This window comes from Frankia sp. AiPs1 (assembly GCF_023716945.1).
In the GTDB taxonomy this organism is placed as follows: domain Bacteria; phylum Actinomycetota; class Actinomycetes; order Frankiales; family Frankiaceae; genus Frankia.
In genome coordinates, this window is record NZ_JAMQQF010000002.1 from 1 (window position 1) to 17,756 (window position 17,756).

At 69.4% G+C, this 17,756-nt stretch carries 14 protein-coding genes and 5 pseudogenes; 12 read left to right on the top strand and 7 right to left on the bottom strand.

Annotation, left to right across the window (positions count from 1 at the left end):
* The first annotated feature begins 357 nt into the window (after positions 1-357).
* From ND748_RS00520 to ND748_RS00545, 6 genes are all read left to right on the top strand, one after another.
* Complete coding sequence (locus ND748_RS00520) at positions 358-1,056, top strand: TetR/AcrR family transcriptional regulator (protein WP_251743311.1); 699 nt, start codon at positions 358-360, stop codon at positions 1,054-1,056.
* Between the two features lie 66 nt (positions 1,057-1,122).
* A complete protein-coding gene (locus ND748_RS00525; RefSeq protein WP_251743312.1) occupies positions 1,123-2,307 on the top strand; it encodes an acyl-CoA dehydrogenase family protein in 1,185 nt (394 codons plus the stop codon).
* 39 nt (positions 2,308-2,346) lie between these two features.
* Positions 2,347-3,615 carry an acyl-CoA dehydrogenase family protein gene (locus ND748_RS00530; RefSeq protein WP_251743313.1) on the top strand — a complete coding sequence of 423 codons (1,269 nt, stop codon included), beginning with the start codon at positions 2,347-2,349 and terminating at the stop codon, positions 3,613-3,615.
* A 110-nt stretch (positions 3,616-3,725) separates the two neighbouring features.
* Entirely contained in the window at positions 3,726-6,158 is a 2,433-nt protein-coding gene (locus tag ND748_RS00535; protein ID WP_374215816.1) for a CaiB/BaiF CoA transferase family protein, read from the top strand.
* Between the two features lie 51 nt (positions 6,159-6,209).
* Positions 6,210-7,136 (top strand): LysR family transcriptional regulator, encoded by a 927-nt coding sequence (locus ND748_RS00540; RefSeq protein ID WP_251743315.1) that lies wholly within the window; start codon positions 6,210-6,212, stop codon positions 7,134-7,136.
* A gap of 561 nt (positions 7,137-7,697) precedes the next feature.
* Entirely contained in the window at positions 7,698-9,242 is a 1,545-nt protein-coding gene (locus ND748_RS00545) for a carboxylesterase/lipase family protein (RefSeq protein ID WP_251743316.1), read from the top strand.
* A gap of 126 nt (positions 9,243-9,368) precedes the next feature.
* Here ND748_RS00545 and ND748_RS00550 read toward each other — a convergent pair whose 3' ends face one another.
* The 3 genes and pseudogenes from ND748_RS00550 to ND748_RS00565 form a co-directional block, all read right to left on the bottom strand.
* Positions 9,369-9,899, bottom strand: a complete 531-nt coding sequence (locus tag ND748_RS00550) for a hypothetical protein (protein ID WP_374215813.1) — start codon at positions 9,897-9,899, stop codon at positions 9,369-9,371.
* Between the two features lie 445 nt (positions 9,900-10,344).
* Positions 10,345-10,889, bottom strand: a pseudogene (locus ND748_RS34830) (kinase).
* Between the two features lie 155 nt (positions 10,890-11,044).
* Positions 11,045-11,376, bottom strand: a pseudogene (locus ND748_RS00565) (hypothetical protein); the annotation flags it as partial.
* Positions 11,377-11,556: 180 nt separating this feature from the next.
* On the opposite strand from ND748_RS00565, the gene ND748_RS00570 reads away from it, so the two are divergent.
* Positions 11,557-11,817 carry a hypothetical protein gene (locus tag ND748_RS00570; RefSeq protein WP_251743319.1) on the top strand — a complete coding sequence of 87 codons (261 nt, stop codon included), beginning with the start codon at positions 11,557-11,559 and terminating at the stop codon, positions 11,815-11,817.
* 486 nt (positions 11,818-12,303) lie between these two features.
* The gene (locus ND748_RS00575; RefSeq protein ID WP_251743320.1) at positions 12,304-12,714 is read left to right on the top strand and encodes a hypothetical protein; all 411 of its coding nucleotides are present in this window, start codon (positions 12,304-12,306) and stop codon (positions 12,712-12,714) included.
* A gap of 91 nt (positions 12,715-12,805) precedes the next feature.
* On the opposite strand, the gene ND748_RS00580 is transcribed toward ND748_RS00575, so the two are convergent.
* Positions 12,806-13,123 carry a hypothetical protein gene (locus ND748_RS00580; RefSeq protein ID WP_251743321.1) on the bottom strand — a complete coding sequence of 106 codons (318 nt, stop codon included), beginning with the start codon at positions 13,121-13,123 and terminating at the stop codon, positions 12,806-12,808.
* Between the two features lie 289 nt (positions 13,124-13,412).
* On the opposite strand from ND748_RS00580, the pseudogene ND748_RS00585 reads away from it, so the two are divergent.
* Positions 13,413-13,675: pseudogene (locus tag ND748_RS00585) on the top strand (transposase); the annotation flags it as partial.
* A 167-nt stretch (positions 13,676-13,842) separates the two neighbouring features.
* On the opposite strand, the gene ND748_RS00590 reads toward ND748_RS00585, so the two are convergent.
* On the bottom strand, positions 13,843-14,310 hold the full coding sequence (locus tag ND748_RS00590) for a hypothetical protein (protein ID WP_251743322.1): 468 nt from the start codon (positions 14,308-14,310) through the stop codon (positions 13,843-13,845).
* A gap of 288 nt (positions 14,311-14,598) precedes the next feature.
* On the opposite strand from ND748_RS00590, the gene ND748_RS00595 reads away from it, so the two are divergent.
* A complete protein-coding gene (locus ND748_RS00595) occupies positions 14,599-15,018 on the top strand; it encodes a hypothetical protein (RefSeq protein WP_251743323.1) in 420 nt (139 codons plus the stop codon).
* Here the strand turns inward: ND748_RS00595 and ND748_RS00600 are convergent.
* On the bottom strand, positions 14,985-15,683 hold the full coding sequence (locus ND748_RS00600) for an SDR family NAD(P)-dependent oxidoreductase (protein ID WP_251743324.1): 699 nt from the start codon (positions 15,681-15,683) through the stop codon (positions 14,985-14,987). The genes ND748_RS00595 and ND748_RS00600 overlap by 34 nt on opposite strands.
* 103 nt (positions 15,684-15,786) lie before the next feature.
* Between ND748_RS00600 and ND748_RS00605 the strand changes: the two genes are divergently transcribed.
* Complete coding sequence (locus ND748_RS00605) at positions 15,787-16,617, top strand: helix-turn-helix transcriptional regulator (RefSeq protein ID WP_251743325.1); 831 nt, start codon at positions 15,787-15,789, stop codon at positions 16,615-16,617.
* Positions 16,618-16,692: 75 nt separating this feature from the next.
* Positions 16,693-16,842: pseudogene (locus ND748_RS00610) on the top strand (transposase); the annotation flags it as partial.
* Positions 16,843-17,182: 340 nt separating this feature from the next.
* Here ND748_RS00610 and ND748_RS34835 read toward each other — a convergent pair.
* Positions 17,183-17,284, bottom strand: a pseudogene (locus ND748_RS34835) (transposase); the annotation flags it as partial.
* Positions 17,285-17,756: the final 472 nt, after the last annotated feature.

A 17,756-nucleotide genomic window follows, 5' to 3' on the forward strand; every position in this document is an offset into this window, starting at 1 on the left:
CGATGCCGGCGTCGGTGACCGCCCGCCGGGCCGCCGCCGCCGCCAGTTCCACCGCGGACAGCCGCGCGTAGCCGGGCTGGTCGGGCTGCTCGGCGTGCTGGCCGACACCGACCAGCACCGGCGTCGCAGGATCGAGATCATTGAGGGCGCTCATAATGTCTGCCTGACCTCACTGGATGGGTGGCCGTACAGGTGCGCGACGGCTTCGGGTGGCGTGCCCTCGAACGTTGGTCGACCTTCGGCGGCCCGAGGACGGGTGAGGTTCGACAGCGACCACAGCAGGATAACTTAGTGCACCTGCACGCCCGAGGGCTCGGACCTCGAGGTGGATCTTTGCTGGACGATTAGCCTTGGGCGATGGTGAACGGTCGGTTGCCGCGGGGGTCGCTCGGCTCCGAGGTGATCCTGATGGCGGCGGAGCGGTTGGCCGCGGAGGCGGGTCTGGCCGAGGTCACCATCCGCAAGGTGGCCGCGGTCCTCGGGGTGCAGCATCCCGCGGTTCACTACCACTTCCCTCGGCGGCACGATCTTGTCGACGCGCTGCTGGGGCGGGCGGTGCGGCGGTTCAACGAGGCCCTGCCGGTGATCGACTCCGACGACTGGGAGACGCACCTGCGCGGCTACTGGGAGGGCTACCGGGCGGTGCTGCGTTCCGATCCGGCGCTGTTCGAGCTGGTGGTGGGCCAGTGGGCAACCATGGGCCGGTCACAGCAGGCGCTCGACTCCAGTTACGGGCGGATCGACGCGCAGCTCGGGGTGCTGCTGCGGGCGGGCTTCACGCCCGAGCAGGCGGGATACGCCTATCACCTGCTCTCGACCTACACCCGTGGATGTCTGGCGAGTGAGCACCAGTTCGCCCGGGTGCTGGGCTCGACCAGGGACGACGCGCTGGAGGGGTCGCGAGTGAACCTGCCCGGCGACCTCGACCAGTTCCCGAACCTGCATGCGGTCACCATGCGCGGCTGGTCCTACACGTTCGCGACCGACGCCGACTTCGACCACGGTCTCACCGTCATCATCGCGGGGCTGCGGGCCTGGTTGCAGGCAGCGGACTGACGAGCCGAGCCGGCACGGCCGTTCACTGGACATCCTGACCATCGGTCAGTAACGTCCGTCCCGAAGATGCTGACCACTGGTCAGTACCTGGGTTCGACCGGTCGTCTGGAGGCCACCGTGGGCACGTTCGAGTTCACCGACGATCATGAAGCGCTGCGGTCGACGGTGCGGGCGTTCGTCGAGGAGACCTTCCCCGAGGCGCAGGTGCGTCGGCTGATGGCAGCACCGTCGGCGCTGGAGCGTCCCGTCTGGGAACGGATGGCCCGCGAGCTGGGGCTTCAGGGGCTGGTGGTGCCCGAGGAGCACGGCGGCGCGGGGGCCGGCCCGGTGGAGTTGGCGATCGTGCTGGAGGAGTTCGGACGCCGGCTGGTGCCGGTGCCGTTCCTGTCGACGGCACTGGCCACGATCGCGCTGACCGGCGGCGACCGGGCGGTGACCGCGGGCTACCTCGAGGCGGTCGCCGAGGGCCGGGTGGTGGCCACGGTCGCCCTCGCCGAAGACGACGGCGGCTGGGACGCGGCCGGGGTGCACTGCGCCGCGGTCAGCGACGACGGGGACGGGGGCGCCGGGGACAGGGGCGGGTGGCGGCTGACCGGGACGAAGTCCTTCGTGCCCGACGGCATGGACGCCGATCTTCTGGTGGTGGCGGCGCGCACCCCGGCGGGTGTCGGGCTGTTCGCCGTCGACGGTGCCGCGGACGGGGTGTCGCGCAGCGAGCTGGAGGTCTTCGACCTCACCCGGCGCCTCGCCCGGGTGCGCCTGGACGGTGTGGCCGCGACCCCGCTTTCGGCCCCGGCGGACACGGCCGCGTTCGACCGTTTCCTCGACGCCGCTCGGGTCGCGGTGGCCGCGGAGCAGGCCGGCGGCGCCGATTTCACGCTCGCGATGGCCGTCGGCTACGCCAAGGAGCGGGTGCAGTTCGGCCGGGCGATCGGGAGTTTCCAGGCGATCAAGCACCTGTGCGCCGACGCCCTCGTCGACGTCGAATCCGCCCGCTCGGCCGCCTACTACGGCGCGTGGGCCATCGCGCAGGACAGCCCGGAGGTCGCCACGGTCGCGCCGTTGGCCAAGGCGTTCTGCTCCGACACATTCTTCGCCACGGCCCAGACGAACATGCAGGTGCACGGCGGAATCTCCTTCACCTACGAGCACCCGGCCCACCTGTACTACCGGCGCGCCAAGTCCGGCGCGCAGCTCTGGGGCAGTCCCCGCGCAAACCGTGACCTGCTGGCCACCCGGATCGGTCTCTGACCAGAACCCCGGGTTGACGCGAACGACGAGGAGGACCCGATGACCGCGAGGGCAGGGGCGGACGTACCGGTGGAGGCGTCGGTGGAGCAGGTGCGCGCGCAGGTGGCGGCGTGGCTGGCCGAGAACTGGCAGCCCGGCGGCGGCGGCCCGCAGTGGCGGGAGCGGCTCGTCGACTCGGGGTGGGCGGCGCCGACCTGGCCGGTCGAGTGGTTCGGGCGCGGCCTGCACCGCGATCTGCGCCGGGTGGTCGCCGAGGAGTTCACCCGGGCGGGGGCGAAACCGGCCGCACTGGATGTGACGCAGCTGTTCGCCAACACGATCCTGGCGCACGGCACCGACGAGCAGAAGAGGTCGTTCGTGCGGCCGCTGGCCCTCGGTGAGCAGCAGGGCTGCCTGCTCTACAGCGAGCCCGGCGCCGGCTCCGACCTCGCGGCGCTGCAGACCCGGGCCGAACGCGACGGCGACACCTGGGTGGTCAACGGACAGAAGGTATGGACGTCGGGAGCCCGCGAGGCGACCCACGGCTTCCTCGTCGCGCGCACCGACTGGGACGTGCCCAAGCACCGCGGACTGACGTTCTTCTGGCTCCCACTGGACCAGCCGGGGGTCGACATCCGGCCGATCCACCAGGTCACGGGCGGGTCGGAGTTCAACGAGGTGTTCCTCACCGACGCCGTCGTGGCCGACTCCCACCGCCTCGGCGAGGTCGACGGCGGCTGGCGGGTGCTGCAGACCGCGCTCGGCTTCGAGCGGCTGATCATGGGGGCCGCCGCCGGCGGCAGTTCCCGTCAGCGCCGGCCGGCCGGCGGGGGCGAGACGACCCTGGCGGACCGGCAGTCGCCGTGGACCCGGCAGATCGGCGGCGCCGACTACGTCGAGCTGGCGAAGAAGGTCGGCAAGGCCGACGATCCCGTCACCCGCCAGGAGATCGCCCGGCTGTACACGCTGGAGAAGGTCAACGCCTGGAACGGCCTGCGGGCGCGGGCGGACGCCGGGCGCGGTGCGTCGTCACCGCTGGCGTCCATCGGCAAACTCGCCATGTCCCGCATCGTCCACACCGGCGTGAGCGTGACCACGAACCTGCTCGGCACCTCGTCCGTGCTCGACGGCGACACCGACCCGGTCGCCGCGGAGGTCAACCGCTCGTCGTTCGCCGCTTTCGTCACGTCGATCGGCGGCGGCACCGACCAGATCCAGCGGAACATCATCGGCGAGCGGGTCCTGGGCCTGCCCAGAGAACCCGAGGTCGACAAGCTCGTTCCGTTCCGCGAGGTCCGCAAGGCCCAGGCCACCAGGCGGTTCAGTTGAGCACCGCCGACACCTCGACCACCTCCGTCGCCTCGGCCACCCCCCTAGGGTCGACCACCCCAGTTGCGTCGACGACTGCGGAGCCCGCCGGGACGGGCGAGCCGCTCGACCTGCCCCTGTCCGGCGTGCGGGTCCTCGATCTGACCACCGGGCCGCTGGCGGCGATCGGCCGTCACCTCGCCGAATGGGGCGCCGACGTTCTACGCGTCGAGCCGCCCGGCGGCGCCGCCGACCGTCGCACCGGGCGCCGGGTCGCCGGGGTCTCGCTGGGTTTCGCCGCCGCGAACCTCGGCAAACGCGCCGTGTCGCTCGACCTCTCCCGGCCCGCCGACCGGGAGAGGTTCACCGCACTGCTCGCTGACGCCGACATCCTGCTGGAGAGCACGCCGCCGTCCGGCCCGGAGGCGACGACGCTGGACGTCGAAGGGATCCGGCGGGAGCATCCGTCCCTCGTCGTCCTGTCCGCCACGCCGTTCGGCCGGACCGGTCCCCATGCCGGCTGGCAGGCCACCAGCCCGGTGCTGCACGCCTTATCCGGCGAACTGTCCCGCTCGGGCATCCCCGGCCGCGAGCCGCTGCTGCCGCCCGGCGACCTGCCCTACGACTGTGCCGCGGCGCAGGCGGTGTTCGTGGTGCTCCTCGCCTACCTCGAACGTCTGCGCACCGGTCTGGGCGACCACCTCGACTTCGCCGTCCTCGACGGCGCGGTCGCCGCACTCGATCCCGGCTACGGCATCGCCGGCAGCGCCACCGCGGGAGTACCCGCCAGCAAGCTTCCCAGGGGCCGCCCCGAGGCCCGCCACCAGTACCCGATCATCCCCTGCGCCGACGGGTTCGTCCGCCTGTGCATCCTCGCCCCGCGCCAGTGGCGCGCCATGTTCGGGTGGATGGGACGCCCGGCGCAGTTCGCCGACCCCTCCTACGACAAGCTTTCCACCCGCTTCGCCTCCACCACCCTCCTGCCGGCCATAGCACGGTTCTTCGCCGACAAGACACGAGCGGAACTCGAACAGGCCGGGCAACGCCACGGCGTCCCCACCGCCGCCGTCCTCGACCTCGCCGAGGCACTGGATTCCGAGCAGGTCCGCGCCCGAGGCGCCTTCACCCCCGTCGAACTCGCCCCGGGGATATCGGCCCCCTTCCCGAACGGCGTGCTCGAACTGGACGGACACCGCGCCGGCATCCGAGGCCCGGCGCCCACGCTTCCCCCCGACTCCGCAGCGGCGCGGAGCTGGGCCACTCGACCGGCCCCGGCCCCGGCCCCGGCGCAGGCGCAGGCCCCGATATCGGGCCCGACTCCGGGTTCGGGGGACGCCGCCGCCGATCCGGGCGGCCGGCCGCTCGCCGGGCTGCGTGTCCTCGACCTCGGGGTCATCGTCGTCGGCGCCGAACAGGGACGCCTGCTCGCCGACCAGGGCGCCGACGTCATCAAGGTCGAGAACAACGCCTTCCCCGACGGCAGCCGCCAGGCCCGCGACGGCAGCGCCATCACGGTGACCTTCGCCGCCGGCCACCGCAACAAACGCAGCCTCGGCCTTGACCTACGGTCGCCACGGGGCAGGGACCTGTTCCTGCGGCTGGTCGCCGACACCGACGTCGTGCTCACCAACTACCGTCCCGGCACCCTGGAATCCCTCGGACTCGGCTACGACGTCCTGGGGAAAGCCAACCCGGCCGTCATCGTCGTGGACAGCTCGGCGTTCGGTTCCACCGGACCGTGGAGCCGCCGGCTCGGCTACGGACCGCTGGTCCGCGCCTGCGCCGGCCTGACCGCGCAGTGGCGCTACCCCGGCGAGGCGGACGGATTCTCCGACGCGCTGACCGTCTACCCGGACCACGTCGCCGCCCGCATCGGCATCGCCGGCGTCCTCGCGCTGCTGATCCGCCGCCGCCGCACCGGCACGGGCGGAACGGTGAGCGTCAGCCAGACCGAGGTCATGCTCGGCCACACAGCCGCGACAGCCGCCGACAAGGCCCTCCTCCGCGCCGGCGCCGAGGTCGACGGGCCCACCGGACCCGATGCGCCCTGGGGTGTGTTTCCCACCGCAGGCGACGACGACTGGTGCGTCGTCACCGTCCGCGGCAACGATGACTGGCAGGCCCTGTGTCGCGTCCTCGGCCGCCCCGACCTCGCCACCGAGCCCGCCCTCACCAGCGCGAACGGACGCGCCGGCGCCCGGGATCGGATCGACGCCGCCCTCACCGACTGGCTCGCCCAGCACAGCGTCGTCGAGGCCATGACCCGACTGCAGGCGGCCGGCATACCCGCCGGAGCGATGCTGCGCGTCTCCGAGCTGCCCTCGTTCCCCTACTACGCCCAGCGCGGCGTATTCCGGCTGTCCGGACACCCGCATATCAGACAGACCTTCTACCTGGAGAACGCACCCGTCCATTCCGACCGACTGCCCGACCCACCCGACAACCCCGCCCCCCTGCTCGGCGAACACACCGAACAGATTCTCCGGGCGGAACTCGGCCTCACCGACGCCGAAACAGCCGAGCTGCTGTCCGCCGACGATCGGATAGCCGGCGCCTCCCGCTGATCCCGCCCTGGTCGGTTCGACCGGAGGAGGCGCCGGCCGCGGAAGGGGGCGGTGTCCATCGATATACACAACTTAAAATGCTTTATTGCTGTCGCGGAGGAGGCGAGCTTCAGCCGGGCGGCCGAGCGCCTGCACCTCACTCTGTCGCCGGTCAGCCGGGCGGTGAAGGACCTCGAACGAGAGCTGGAAGCAGATCTGTTCGTCCGGAGCTACCGCCGGGTCGAACTCACACCGGCGGGACGGGTGATACTTCGGCGGGCCCGGAGCCTGATCGACGAGTGGGATCAACTGCGGTCCATCGCGCACGCCGGCACGAGCCCCTCCGTCCGGATCGTCCGGATCGGTGGAACGCATCTGGCGCCGCCGGTCCTGTTCGACCGGGTCCTGACCGTGGCGGGGGAGGCGTTGCTCGGGAATCAGGTCGAGGCCCGTTTCGCTGCCTCCTCGGAACTGCTGCCCGCTGTGCGATCCGGTGCCCTCGACCTGGCCCTGGTTCATCCGCCGGTAGAGGTGCCGGAGTTGGACACCCTGATGGTGGCCCGCTACCGATTCTTGATCGCGATGCGTTCGGACGATCCGTTCGCCCGGGCCGCGGAGCTCGACCTCGCCGAGCTTGCGCATCGTACGGTCGTTCTGGTGCCGCCGAAGCTGCAGCCCCTCGCTGTCGGTCGACTGCACCGGCACCTCGCCGGGGCCGGTATTGCCGATATCGTCCATCTGTCCGAAAACGATTCCATACTGCTGGCGACGCACGTACGCCGTAACCGGAGCCTCACCCTCACCCTTGCGCCGGGGGCCGGCGGCGCGGCGTCAATCTTCGTCCCCCCTGATTTCGCGGTTGTTCCCCTGCGCGACGATGGATTCACCTTCTCCGTCGGTGTGACCTGGCGGCGCGACCGCGTCGAATCCGAGGTCGAGGTTGCCGCGATGGTATCGGCCATGCGCGAGGTGTGGGAGGGCCGGACGGAGGTGTTCTGAACCGCCCGGCCACCGGCGGCAAGCACTTTCGGGCCTGTCGCCGACGCCGACGGCTCCGAGATGGCCGGCGCTTTCGGGTGATCGCGGCTGCCGTCCAGGAACTGACCGGCGCTGGTGCGCGAGTAGTCCGGTCGAGGGTCGAGGGTGGCCTGGTATGAGCCCCTCGCTGTTCTCTCGCGTCGTCGCTCTCTCGCCCTCCTCGGCTGTCGTACCGCCAGAAGTCAAGACGGGGGGCGTTGCCGAATACGGCGGGAACACCTCGCGGAGACAGCAATGGTCCTCCGGGTGATGGTGGGTGTTCGCTTCGACGTGGCTGGTTACCGCCCCCTGCACCGCGACGCGGTCCACACCGGTCGGAAAAGCGTCTCTCGCCGTGGTCTCGAGTCCGGACCGCTGATCGGCGGAGCGGACGGTCCGAGGTACTGAGAGAGGTACGCGATGAAACGCGTTCTACGGAAACTGGTCACCGTGCTCGATGATGCCCGGCCCCGAAAGCCGTGGTCGCCCGGATGTCGGCGGTCGGCATCACGCCGGCCGGGCGTGGCCTTATGGGTCCTACCGGTGTCCGTGATCCTGGCCTTCTCGGCCGCCGCGCTGATGGTCGCCGGGCCGGCGGAGGCGACCGGCCCGGCCGGCAGTCCGACAGTGCGCGTCCGGCAGGGGTCGCTGGCGGGCAGCGTCGTGGCGGGAGTCGACCGGTTCGCGGGTGTGCCCTACGCGGCGCCGCCGGTGGGTGCCCTGCGGTGGCAGCCGCCCAAGCCGGCTCCGGCCTGGACGGGGGTGCGCGGTGCCACGGCCTTCGGCAGCCAGTGCCCGCAGGCCACCGGCGGGGTCGAGGACTGCCTGTACCTGAACGTCTACACCCCGCCGGACGCGGCGGCCGGGCGCAATCTCCCCGTCATGGTCTACCTCCCGGGTGGCGCGTTCGTCGTCGGCGCGGGCTCGGACTACGACCCGACACCACTGGTGACCCGCGGGGACGTCGTGGTCGTGACCATCAACTACCGGCTCGGCCTGCTCGGCGCGCTGGCACTGCCCGGCCTCGACGCCGAGGCCGGCCCGGCCGGGTCCGGGGCGTACGGCCTGCTCGACCAGCAGGCCGCGCTGAGCTGGGTGCGGCAGAACATTCGGGCCTTCGGTGGTGACGACCGCAACGTCACCCTGTTCGGAGAGTCGGCCGGAGCCACCTACACCTGTCTGAACGTCGCCTCGCCGACCGCCGCGGGCCTGTTCGACGCGGGCATCTCCGAAAGTGGCTGCGGGCTTCCGACCACCCCGATGGCGAAGGCCCAGCAGTTCGGGCTCGCCCTGGCTCACCAGCTCGGCTGCACGACCGCGGACGGTGCCGCGGACATCGCCTGCCTGCGGTCAAAGTCATCCGACGCGGTCAACGCGGCCGCGGCCGCGGTGGGCGGCAACCCGTCCGCGGTCCAGCTGGCTTCGATCCCCGCGGTCGGCGGCGGCGCGCTTCCGCTCAGCGTGGACGCGGCGTTCCAGCAGCGCAAGGTCAACAAGGTGCCGCTCGTGATCGGAACCAACGCCAACGAAGGCCGGCTCTTCGTCTACGGTCAGGTCTCCGGGCCCATCCCGACCGACCAGGCCAGTTATCTCGCCACCCTGCAGATCGTGGTGACCAGCACCTTCGGCGTGCCCGCCGCCACCGTCGCCGCCGAATACCCCCTGGCCAACTACTCCAGCCCGGCGGAAGCCGTCTCCGCCGTCATCGGTGACTCCAGCTTCTCGTGTAACTCGCTGCGGGAGGACGGCCTGGCCGCGGCCGCGGGGGTACGCCTGTTCGGCTACGAGTTCACCGAACCGCACGCCTCGCCGCTCGGCGCCAGCCACGGTTCCGAACTGCCCTACCTCTTCGCCATGCCAGCGACCGCCCAGTTCGACGCCACCCAACGGAACCTCGCGAACCAGATGATCGACTACTGGACCTCGATCGCCCGGACCCACCAGCCCAACCGGCCCGGACTTCCCGTCTGGCCGCCGTACTCCCCGGCCACGGTGCTGCAGAACATCGCGGCCGGCGCGATCGGACCCGTATCGACGGCGACCTTCGCCCAGAACCATCACTGCGACTTCTGGAAGAACGTCACCTGAGGACCGCCGGACCACGCCTCGCGGGCGCCATCGCAGCAGCGAGGCGCCCGCCGGGCTCCGGAGTCAGCGACCCGTGCCGACCGCCTGTGGGGTGCCAGAGTCGGCCGCCGGCGTTGACCTTGAGGCTTACGCAGAAGTCTGATTCACCTTCAGAACATCGGGATGCGCCCGAGTTGGAGAGCAACGGCTTCTACCCCCTGACTGCCACCTCCGAAAATGCCGGACGGGCATGACCTGTTGCGGGCGCAGCTCGGCTCCAGATGGCCGACGTCGGAGCCTGCTTCTCGCGGCTCGCGGTGACCTGCAGGGCTTGAAGGAGATCGGGTCCGATGTGGGACAGCCGATGAGCAGGCAGCAGCCGACGGCGTCGAAGGCGGCGCGTCCATAGTGGCCTTCGATGATCGGTTCTGCGGTGTTGAGGGCGAAGGTGGCGAAACTGCAGAAGATCAGGAGGCGTTGTGCGGTTCGGATCTGTGCTCGGTTGGCGCCGGAAAGGGCGAGCTGGCGGGTGGCGACAAGTAGGGCTACGACGGAGAGATCAACGGCGGGGGCGACCAGCGGGGCGATGTAGGCGGGGACGCCGAGCCGGATGCCCAGTGCCCAGACGTTGCCGAGCCCGAACAGGAAGCTCAGCGCGACGACGCTTGCGATCAGCATGGTGACCGCGCGAAGCGCGAATGGCCGTGCCTTCTGGCTCGCAGGTGGAGTGGCAGGCGTGTCGTTCACTGGTCCATTCCCGCGTGGCCTGCGAGAATGAGTTCACCGGACAGGGTGACCGGTGGTGGGGTAATGGTTCGAGTCCCCTCCCGGACACAACCTAACAAGATCAACATGGTCTCTGAGCTGCGCATATGGGGCGTGGGGGTTCACCTACCCCGGTCGATACGTACCATCACCCCACACGCGCCCTACCTGCACTTTTGCGAGTTCAGGTACATGTACCGCTTCGTAATGGCGCTGCTGCCCACCCCCGGGCTGTGAGCGACTCGCTACTGGTGACGTCCGCTGGCGAACTTGCGCCGCGCCGGAACGAGACCGGCAGCCGTGACCTATGGGAGCCGAGCGTGTCCGCCGCTGCCGCCGACTGTTCCCGCTCGCGGGATCAGCGTGCGGGAGTGTGCGCTTCCAACCCGCCGGTGGAAGAAGGCACCAGTCCGGTGACGGCTTCAATGAACGCGACGGTCCGATCGAGCGAGAAGTGCTCCGGGACGACCTGCTCGCAGTCGACCCCGAGCAGGTCCCGGGGCAGGTACCAGCCGCGCATGTCCTGCCCACTGAACTCGGCCGACTGCGGGCGGGTCGCGTGCCGACGCAGAGTCTCCTCCAGCGACACGTCAAGGTAGAACACGAAACTGCGGCCCCGATGGGCCCGAAGCAGACTGCTGATCATGGCGTCGTGGCGAGGATGCCCTCCAGCACGACGTGATAGCCATGATCAAGACAGAACCGGACCGTCTGATCGATCAGCGCAGGAGCAACACCGCCTGGCTGATCCCATTCCCGCAGGAGGATACGGCGCAGATAGTCCTGTTCCACCAGCGCGACACCACGCCCGGACCGCGCCCGCACCGCCCTCGCGACCGAGCTCTTTCCCGCGCCCGAGTTACCCCTGATCACCACCAGTGTTGTCGCCGTCGACCCGACCATCGAACCATCCGGCATAGACGCCGATGCTGCCAGCACGGGCCGCGACAGCGTGCGAACCGCCGAGCCAAGTTGCGTCTCTCCGCACGGCGAGCCCCGCGGTTCAACTCGTGCTCGCCGGAGCCAGCGTGCATTCGCTCCCTGCCCTCTGGGATTTCAACTGACGTGCCCGCGTGTGGCCCCGGCGGACCGTCGTCGCGGCGGTCCGCGATGTTCAACGCGAGGGTCACCGTGCTGGAGAAGATGAGCAGACGTCGCGCCGACCACACCACCTCAGCCGGCCCGCCGTGCAGCGCGAGGTGGCGCGCGCCGAGCAGAAGGCCCACGACCGACAGATCGACCGCCGGCGCCACGAGGAACGCGACGTACGTCGGAACTCCCAGACGGACACCGAGCGTAGCGACGTTGCCCAAGCCAAACAGAAACGTCAGTCGACCACGATCCCCACGATCACGGTCACCAGGCGGACCGCAGCATCCGGACCCGCCAGGTCTGCGGAACATGCGTTCGAGTTGGTGGCTGATGTTGCTCACCGGACATCGTCTCTGGTCTGGACCCGCGTGGAGACCGGGCGGATGGTGATTTCGGGGCCTTTAACCAAGATCAAACGGTTCTTATTGTGTTGCGTTAGGTCCAGCTCTGCGCCGCCGCCGTCTACACCGAAGCCGGCATGCCCGACCGGGCCGCCGGAATCTTCGCTGACATCCTGGCCAGGGACGCCTTGTCGCGGCGGGATACCGCGCTGTTCAGCGCCCGTCGGGCTGCGGCGCTGGCGCTGAGCGGGCATCCCGACGAAGTTGCTGCCGTCGCCCTCAACGCCTTGCAGATCGCGCGGGCCACCAACTCTGGACGCACTTCGGCCATCCTGGCGGACGTGGCGCAGAGCCTTGGCGCCGTGGCGCTCGCGGCCGGGGCCGCGGGAGTTCCGTGAAGCGATGCTGGCGTAACAGGCAGCGCACGTCCTGCTACCTGGGTGAGTCTCGTATGTGGCTCCAGGTCAACAGCGTATACGGGCCGTATCCGAAGGTGCGGTGTACTAGCTTGCTTAATCAACGGATAGCCAACTTGGCTATTGCTTGCGTAGCGCATCGGAACGGACGCTCAGTGCATGGTCCGGTTCAGGTGTGGAGGGACTACCCAGCGCGGCACGAGTTGTAGAAATCCCGTCAAGGAGGCCGGTCTGCGCTGTAGGCATCACCCGTCGTGGTCGGCAGTTCAGGCCCGTCCGCGTCGTAGCACGGCACGCACACCAGCGGCGCCTCGCCCAAGAACCGCGTCATCAGCGCCACGCCGTTCAACGTCGCCGCCTCCGAGCCGTGAGGAGCTGCTGGGGGTACGCTCCGCCGCCGAGGCGTGCATCGGCCTGATCGCCAGCTCCAGTTCTCAGGAAGTCGTCATCGGGCGCGCGACCGAGTACGTGAGTGACGAGATGTGGCAGCGGCTTACTCGTAGCTGGTCAGGACGCCGGTGCAGTGCCCTCGCCAAGCTGGCGCGGACCATCCTGGATGCGCAGGACCGGCTCCGGGAAGGGCTGGTTGAGGTCACCGACCGGACGCTCAAGCTGCTCAATCGGCCCTCCGTCGAGCGGCAGTTCGCGGCAGAGCTGGTGAAGCGGTTGCCACTGCCGGCGGTCGGCGAGAACTTGATCGTTACCGCCCGAGGGCTCCAGGTGACCGGCATCGTGGTGTGCGTGGCAGAAAGTCGCCCGCTGAAGGATTGCGCATGCTTTACCGACGTCGTGCGCGTGGAGGGCCAGGCCAAGGTCAAGTCTTTGATCACAGCCGGGACGGCGGACTGGGCGGGGTTGGGGACGCTCGACGCCCGCTGAGCGCCGCCGTCGCGCTGCTGCCAAATCACGCGCATACCTGGTCCGCGTACTGCCCATACCTCGGGCGCATAGCCCCACTCCCTCTCCGCGGTCACCGTTGCCGTAGGCGTCCCGGGCCGGGTCGAGCCGACTCCTCGGTTCGGGACGTCGCCACCTCGACGGGATCGAGGGGATCTATGTCCGCCACGTGTTCGGTTACATCCGGCTGGAAGACGACGATGAAGCAGAAGAAGACCGCCTCCACGACCGCCTCGTAACTCCTGCCGTAGCCGAGGGTATGGCCCTGGCCGACGTGCACGTGGACCGGCACATGCCACCGGCCCGCATCATGCGCCCCTGCCTGATCGAGCTGCTGGCGAGGCTCCAGCGCGCCCAGGGAAGCGGCGTCCTGGTCGCCACGGCGGACCATCTCTCCACCCCCTTGCCGGTACGCGAGGCCATCGAGGTGGAGATCGGCAACGCTGGCGGCAGGGTGCTCCCCAGCAGCTGCGCGACGCGCTCGCGCGCGCCCTCGGCGAAAACCGCACAGCCGACATCCTCGGCCGCCCTAACACCCAAGACACGCCGAAGAAAAAGCCCGGCAGACTCGTCGGACCACACTGAGGCGAGACAACCCAGCCACGTCGAGGACACCGTCCTCGACGCATCGCCCCAGCACAGAATGGTGATCATTTCGCTGGCTAAAGACAACCGAGGACGACTTCACCCAGAACCAGATCTGGTGCCAGATCGTCGCGCTCGCCTGCGACCTGGTCGCCTGGACCCGGATGCTCGCCCTCGCCGGCCAGCCCGCCCGACGCTGGGCACCGAAACGACTACGCCACCGGCTGTTCTGGATCGCGGGCCGGCTCGCCCACCACGCCCGCCGAACCACTCTGCACCTGCCCGCCCTCCACCCTTGGGCGCCGGACTCGCCCTCCAAGCGATCACCATCCTGCGCGCACTACCCGCCCCCGGATAGCCCGCGGCCACAGACCTCCCACCCCAGCGACCAGAAAGAAACACCGCCCCGGACGTGGACCGGGCGCCTACCCGCGCGACAGCAGGGGCACTCCGCCACGGCCACACCCAGACCAGCGACACAACTCAACATCAACAAGGGTGGGAGGCTGCACGTCGACCGGGTCGTCAGCCGATGCGATCCCATTCCTCGAAGTAGTCGTAGACGATCCCATCAGTGTTGGAACGGCCGTACAGCTGCATGTTGTCGCCGCTCAGCACGAAGTGTTCGGAGCCGTGATAGAGCCCGTTCGGTTCGTAGAACGCATCGGAGACGAGGTCGTCGCGGAGCAGAGAGAAGGCGATGTACAACGCGGGACTGCCGTCGTCGTCCCAGATCATCGGTCGAGGCCTGCCGTCAAACGCCCCGTCGAAGGTGAAGCTGCGCTTCTTCCCGTTGCCGAACGTCTGCGCGATCCGGAAATTCAGCCTGTCCCCGTCAACCGTGACCACTTTGAGCTGGGCTGCCCAGGCGTTCTGGTGGACCGGATTGTCGAACCTCGCTGTCGCTGCGTTCCACTGCCACCGTCCCGTCCAGGCGTCCACGTTCGCCGGAGGCGCGGCCACGGATCGGGCTGTCGGGTTCTCGGTCGTCATTGCATCTCCTAGCGGAAGCGGGAGCGTGGTGGTTTCGCACGCCGACGTCGTTGCCTCGCTCGCGACGAGCGACCCTGATGCGCATGAGGGCGCGGCGAACGGCCAGCGTGGTGGCCTGCGGTGTGACTGCCGCGGTGATGCGCGCCGAGCCGGATGTGGGGCTGGCTGCTGGTTCGGGATCACTGCCTCCGCAACCTACGACGGCGAGTCCAATCGCGAGCATACCAACAGCGGCGGTGTGTGTTTCATATTTCCCCCTGGTGAGGGGGCCACGGCAGCGAGTTGCCTTTGGCAACCTTGCGGGACTGCTTCGCGCTCCTGGTCACCGACCCCAACCCACTCGCCCTGGACGGCGCACCGGTGCCCGGCCTGCCCGACCGGCTTGTGGCGCTGGACGAGCTGCGCGACCGGCTGCTGGCCCGCTCCTGCCCGCAGACCACCAGCGACACCGTCTGGAAGGCGGTGATCCGCCGCTCCCGCGCCCGTGGCGGCGCGTGGACGGTCGGCGCCGCAGGGATGGCGCTGCCCGCACTACGGGCGGTGGCCTCCCGACTCGGCGAGCACATCAACCTCGACCCGGCCGACGTGCAGGCGGAGGTCCTGACCGGCTTCCTCGCCGCCCGCACGAAACTCTTGCTCCACTGTGGACGCATGCCGGGTGCACGGGCTGGTGGTCACCAGGGGACGACGCCGTGTCGGTTGACGTAGGCTCCGGTCGGGCCGTCCGCGGGAAGCGTCGCCAATTCGACGATGGCGTCAGTGCCCTCTTGCACGGTCTGGATGCCCTGGAAGTTGTTGAGGTCGGTCGCCGTCCAGCCAGGATCGGCGGCATTGACCCTCATATCGGGCAACGCGTGCGCGTAGAAGACCGTCAGTTTGGTCAATGCGGTCTTGGTCGCCGCATAGATCGGGGGCACATACTCCGGATCCCACCAGCTGTTCTTCTCGGTCAGCGCGAAAGAGCCCGTTCCGCTGGAGACGTTGACGATGCGCGGGTTGTCGCTGGCGCGCAGCAGCGGCAAAAAGGCGGTTGTCACCCGCACGACGCCCAGCAGGTTCGTGTTGAAGACACCCGCGACGTCGGCCGCGGTGGCCTGGTCGATCGGAATCGACGGCCCGTTGATGCCCGCGTTGTTCACTAGTACGTCGAGTCGTCCGTATCGATCGCGGACCCAGGAGGCGGCCAGCGCCACGCTGTCCTCGTCGGTGACGTCGAGATGTACGAACGGGACGGCCAGCTCTCCTGCGGCAGCCTGGCCGCGTTCAGGATCGCGTGCGGCGAGCAGCACCGTGTGTCCCGCCTCGCGCAGTCGGCGGGCACTTTCGTAGCCGAGGCCCTTGTTGGCCCCCGTGATCAAGGTGATTGTGTCCATGCCGGTGAGTCTGTCGGGATCGGCCGCACCCGAGGAAGGTGCGGCTCGTGGGTGGGACTGACAGCACCAGTCAGCCGGTCCGCCGTAGCGGCATACTGGTTCCGTGTCGAGTGAGTTCGGGTCGCTGCTGCGCGGATGGCGGGACCGCACCAGTCCAGCGTCCGTCGGCGCGATCGAGACGAACCGGCGCTCGCCGGGGCTGCGCCGCGAGGAACTCGCCGCGCTAGCCGGTCTCTCGGTGGACTATCTGGTGCAGCTGGAGCAGGGCAGGGCGGCTCGGCCCTCACCGCAAGTGGTCGCGGCGCTGTGCCGAGCGCTGCGCCTGGCCGAGGACGACGCCGCCTTGCTGCACCAAGCCGCCGGTCTCGCTATACTGAAAGGCGCGGTCAGCACCGAAATGCCGTCCGGAATCGAGCGTCTACTCCAGCGCCTCGACGACCTGCCAGTCGCCGTCTACTCCGTCGACTGGTGGCTGCTGCGCTGGAACCGCCTGTGGGCCGCGCTTCTCGGTGACCCGGGCGCTTTGCTCGGCCGAAGCCGCAACCTGATCTGGCACGAGTTCACCGACACTCCGTCTCGGGTCGCGTTGGCCCCGCCCGAACGTGACGCCTTTCGCGATGCCCTGGTAGCCGATCTTCGGGTAGCCTCCATCGAATATCCTCACGACCCTGGTGTGCGGCAACTGGTAAACGAACTTCGCACCCGCAACTCCGACTTCGCGAGTAGGTGGATCGCCGGTCGCCCCGTCCGACATCAAACCGCCCGCAAACGCATCGAGCAGCCTCACGTCGGTCACCTCACGCTCGACAGCGATGTTCTACAAACCCCCGGCAGCGCTCTCCGAATCATCGTCTACTCCGCCGAGCCGGACAGCCAGGACGCCAGCCGCCTCGACCTACTCCGAGTGCTCGGTACCGAGGCTTTCGCTCACTAAGTTTGTCGTTTAACCTCCGAGCGTCACTCTGCGTGATAGCGGTGGGTGGTCCGCGATATCCCTGCCATCAAGCAGCTGGAGGTGCTGTGTCGGTTCCGGGAGGAGCTCTACGGCTGCCTGACCCGGCGGGCGGACGCGCTGTTCGAGCTCGCCGACGCCGTGCTGTGCACGGACGGTCCGGTACGTGACCTGGTCGGGCTGTCGCTGGCACCGGAGCACCGCCGTCGGCGACTGTGGTGACCGGTCGTCGACAGCGGCTCCGGTGTCACGGCGCAGCTGCGCGACCAGGGTGCGTGCTGTGCCTGTGCCGACGTGAAGTCGCTTGCGGAGCCTCTCGGCCGAGATTGGGCGTCGGTGGTGTTGCCAGTGGAGGACGTCTGTGTGCCCAGGAGACGGGAGGTGACGCCGGGTAGGCGGCTGATCCATCTGTCGTAAGCCCGTCGTCGCTTGCCGGTGAAGGTCCGGTCCGGGTAGCTGCCAGGAGGCCCGGTAGCGGGCTGGCGGCTTCGTCTGGAAACGGGCGGGGTCGAAGCCCAGCGTCGAAAGCCCTGTGAGGGGGAGCGACAGTACGGTCCGTAGCATCACGCAAAGCCTGCGGAGTCGTCAGGACCCGGCGGATCGTGGCGGCGCTGACCCGGTGGCCGAGTTTGAGCAGCTCGCCCTGGATCCATCGCGCCGGCAGCCCGCTCCGCCGCGTCAGCCCAGGTCACTGGCCCAATCCGACTTCTGGCACCCCACCGGCCGCTGCGCGCCCACAGGGCAGGTCACGCCGCTGTTCCGGGGCGGACGGTGCGAGGTTCGCGCCCGCGGGCCACCGCGTTGGCCGGGCCGACGCTGTCCATCGCGACACGGGACGGGGCCAGATCGCTGACGGCTGTGCCCGCGCCCCGCAACGTCACCGCACACAGTCCGGTTGCCCGGAGATATCCCGAGAAGGGACATGACCCACCGCATCCTGCTACACTGAAAAACGTCACAAGGAACGTGTAAGGCGGCCCGTCGGGCGCAGTGCGCTTTACGGGTCCGTATCACCATCATCGGGCTAAGCTGGCATTGGCCGGGCAGCTCACCACTGCCTCCCGTCAGGCCATCCAGTCGAATCGCCAAATCTGTCGTACTCCTATGAATCCGTCGGATTC

What these genes read in the sequence shown, in the direction of transcription:
- ND748_RS00590 (WP_251743322.1), bottom strand. Translation starts at nt 14,310, where the DNA reads ATGACGACCGAGAACCCGACAGCCCGATCCGTGGCCGCGCCTCCGGCG.
- ND748_RS00570 (WP_251743319.1), top strand. Translation starts at nt 11,557, where the DNA reads ATGCCCGACCGGGCCGCCGGAATCTTCGCTGACATCCTGGCCAGGGAC.
- ND748_RS00550 (WP_374215813.1), bottom strand. Translation starts at nt 9,899, where the DNA reads ATGCTGATCGCAAGCGTCGTCGCGCTGAGCTTCCTGTTCGGGCTCGGC.
- ND748_RS00525 (WP_251743312.1), top strand. Translation starts at nt 1,123, where the DNA reads ATGCTGACCACTGGTCAGTACCTGGGTTCGACCGGTCGTCTGGAGGCC.
- ND748_RS00600 (WP_251743324.1), bottom strand. Translation starts at nt 15,683, where the DNA reads ATGGACACAATCACCTTGATCACGGGGGCCAACAAGGGCCTCGGCTAC.
- ND748_RS00520 (WP_251743311.1), top strand. Translation starts at nt 358, where the DNA reads ATGGTGAACGGTCGGTTGCCGCGGGGGTCGCTCGGCTCCGAGGTGATC.
- ND748_RS00530 (WP_251743313.1), top strand. Translation starts at nt 2,347, where the DNA reads ATGACCGCGAGGGCAGGGGCGGACGTACCGGTGGAGGCGTCGGTGGAG.
- ND748_RS00580 (WP_251743321.1), bottom strand. Translation starts at nt 13,123, where the DNA reads ATGGTCCGCCGTGGCGACCAGGACGCCGCTTCCCTGGGCGCGCTGGAG.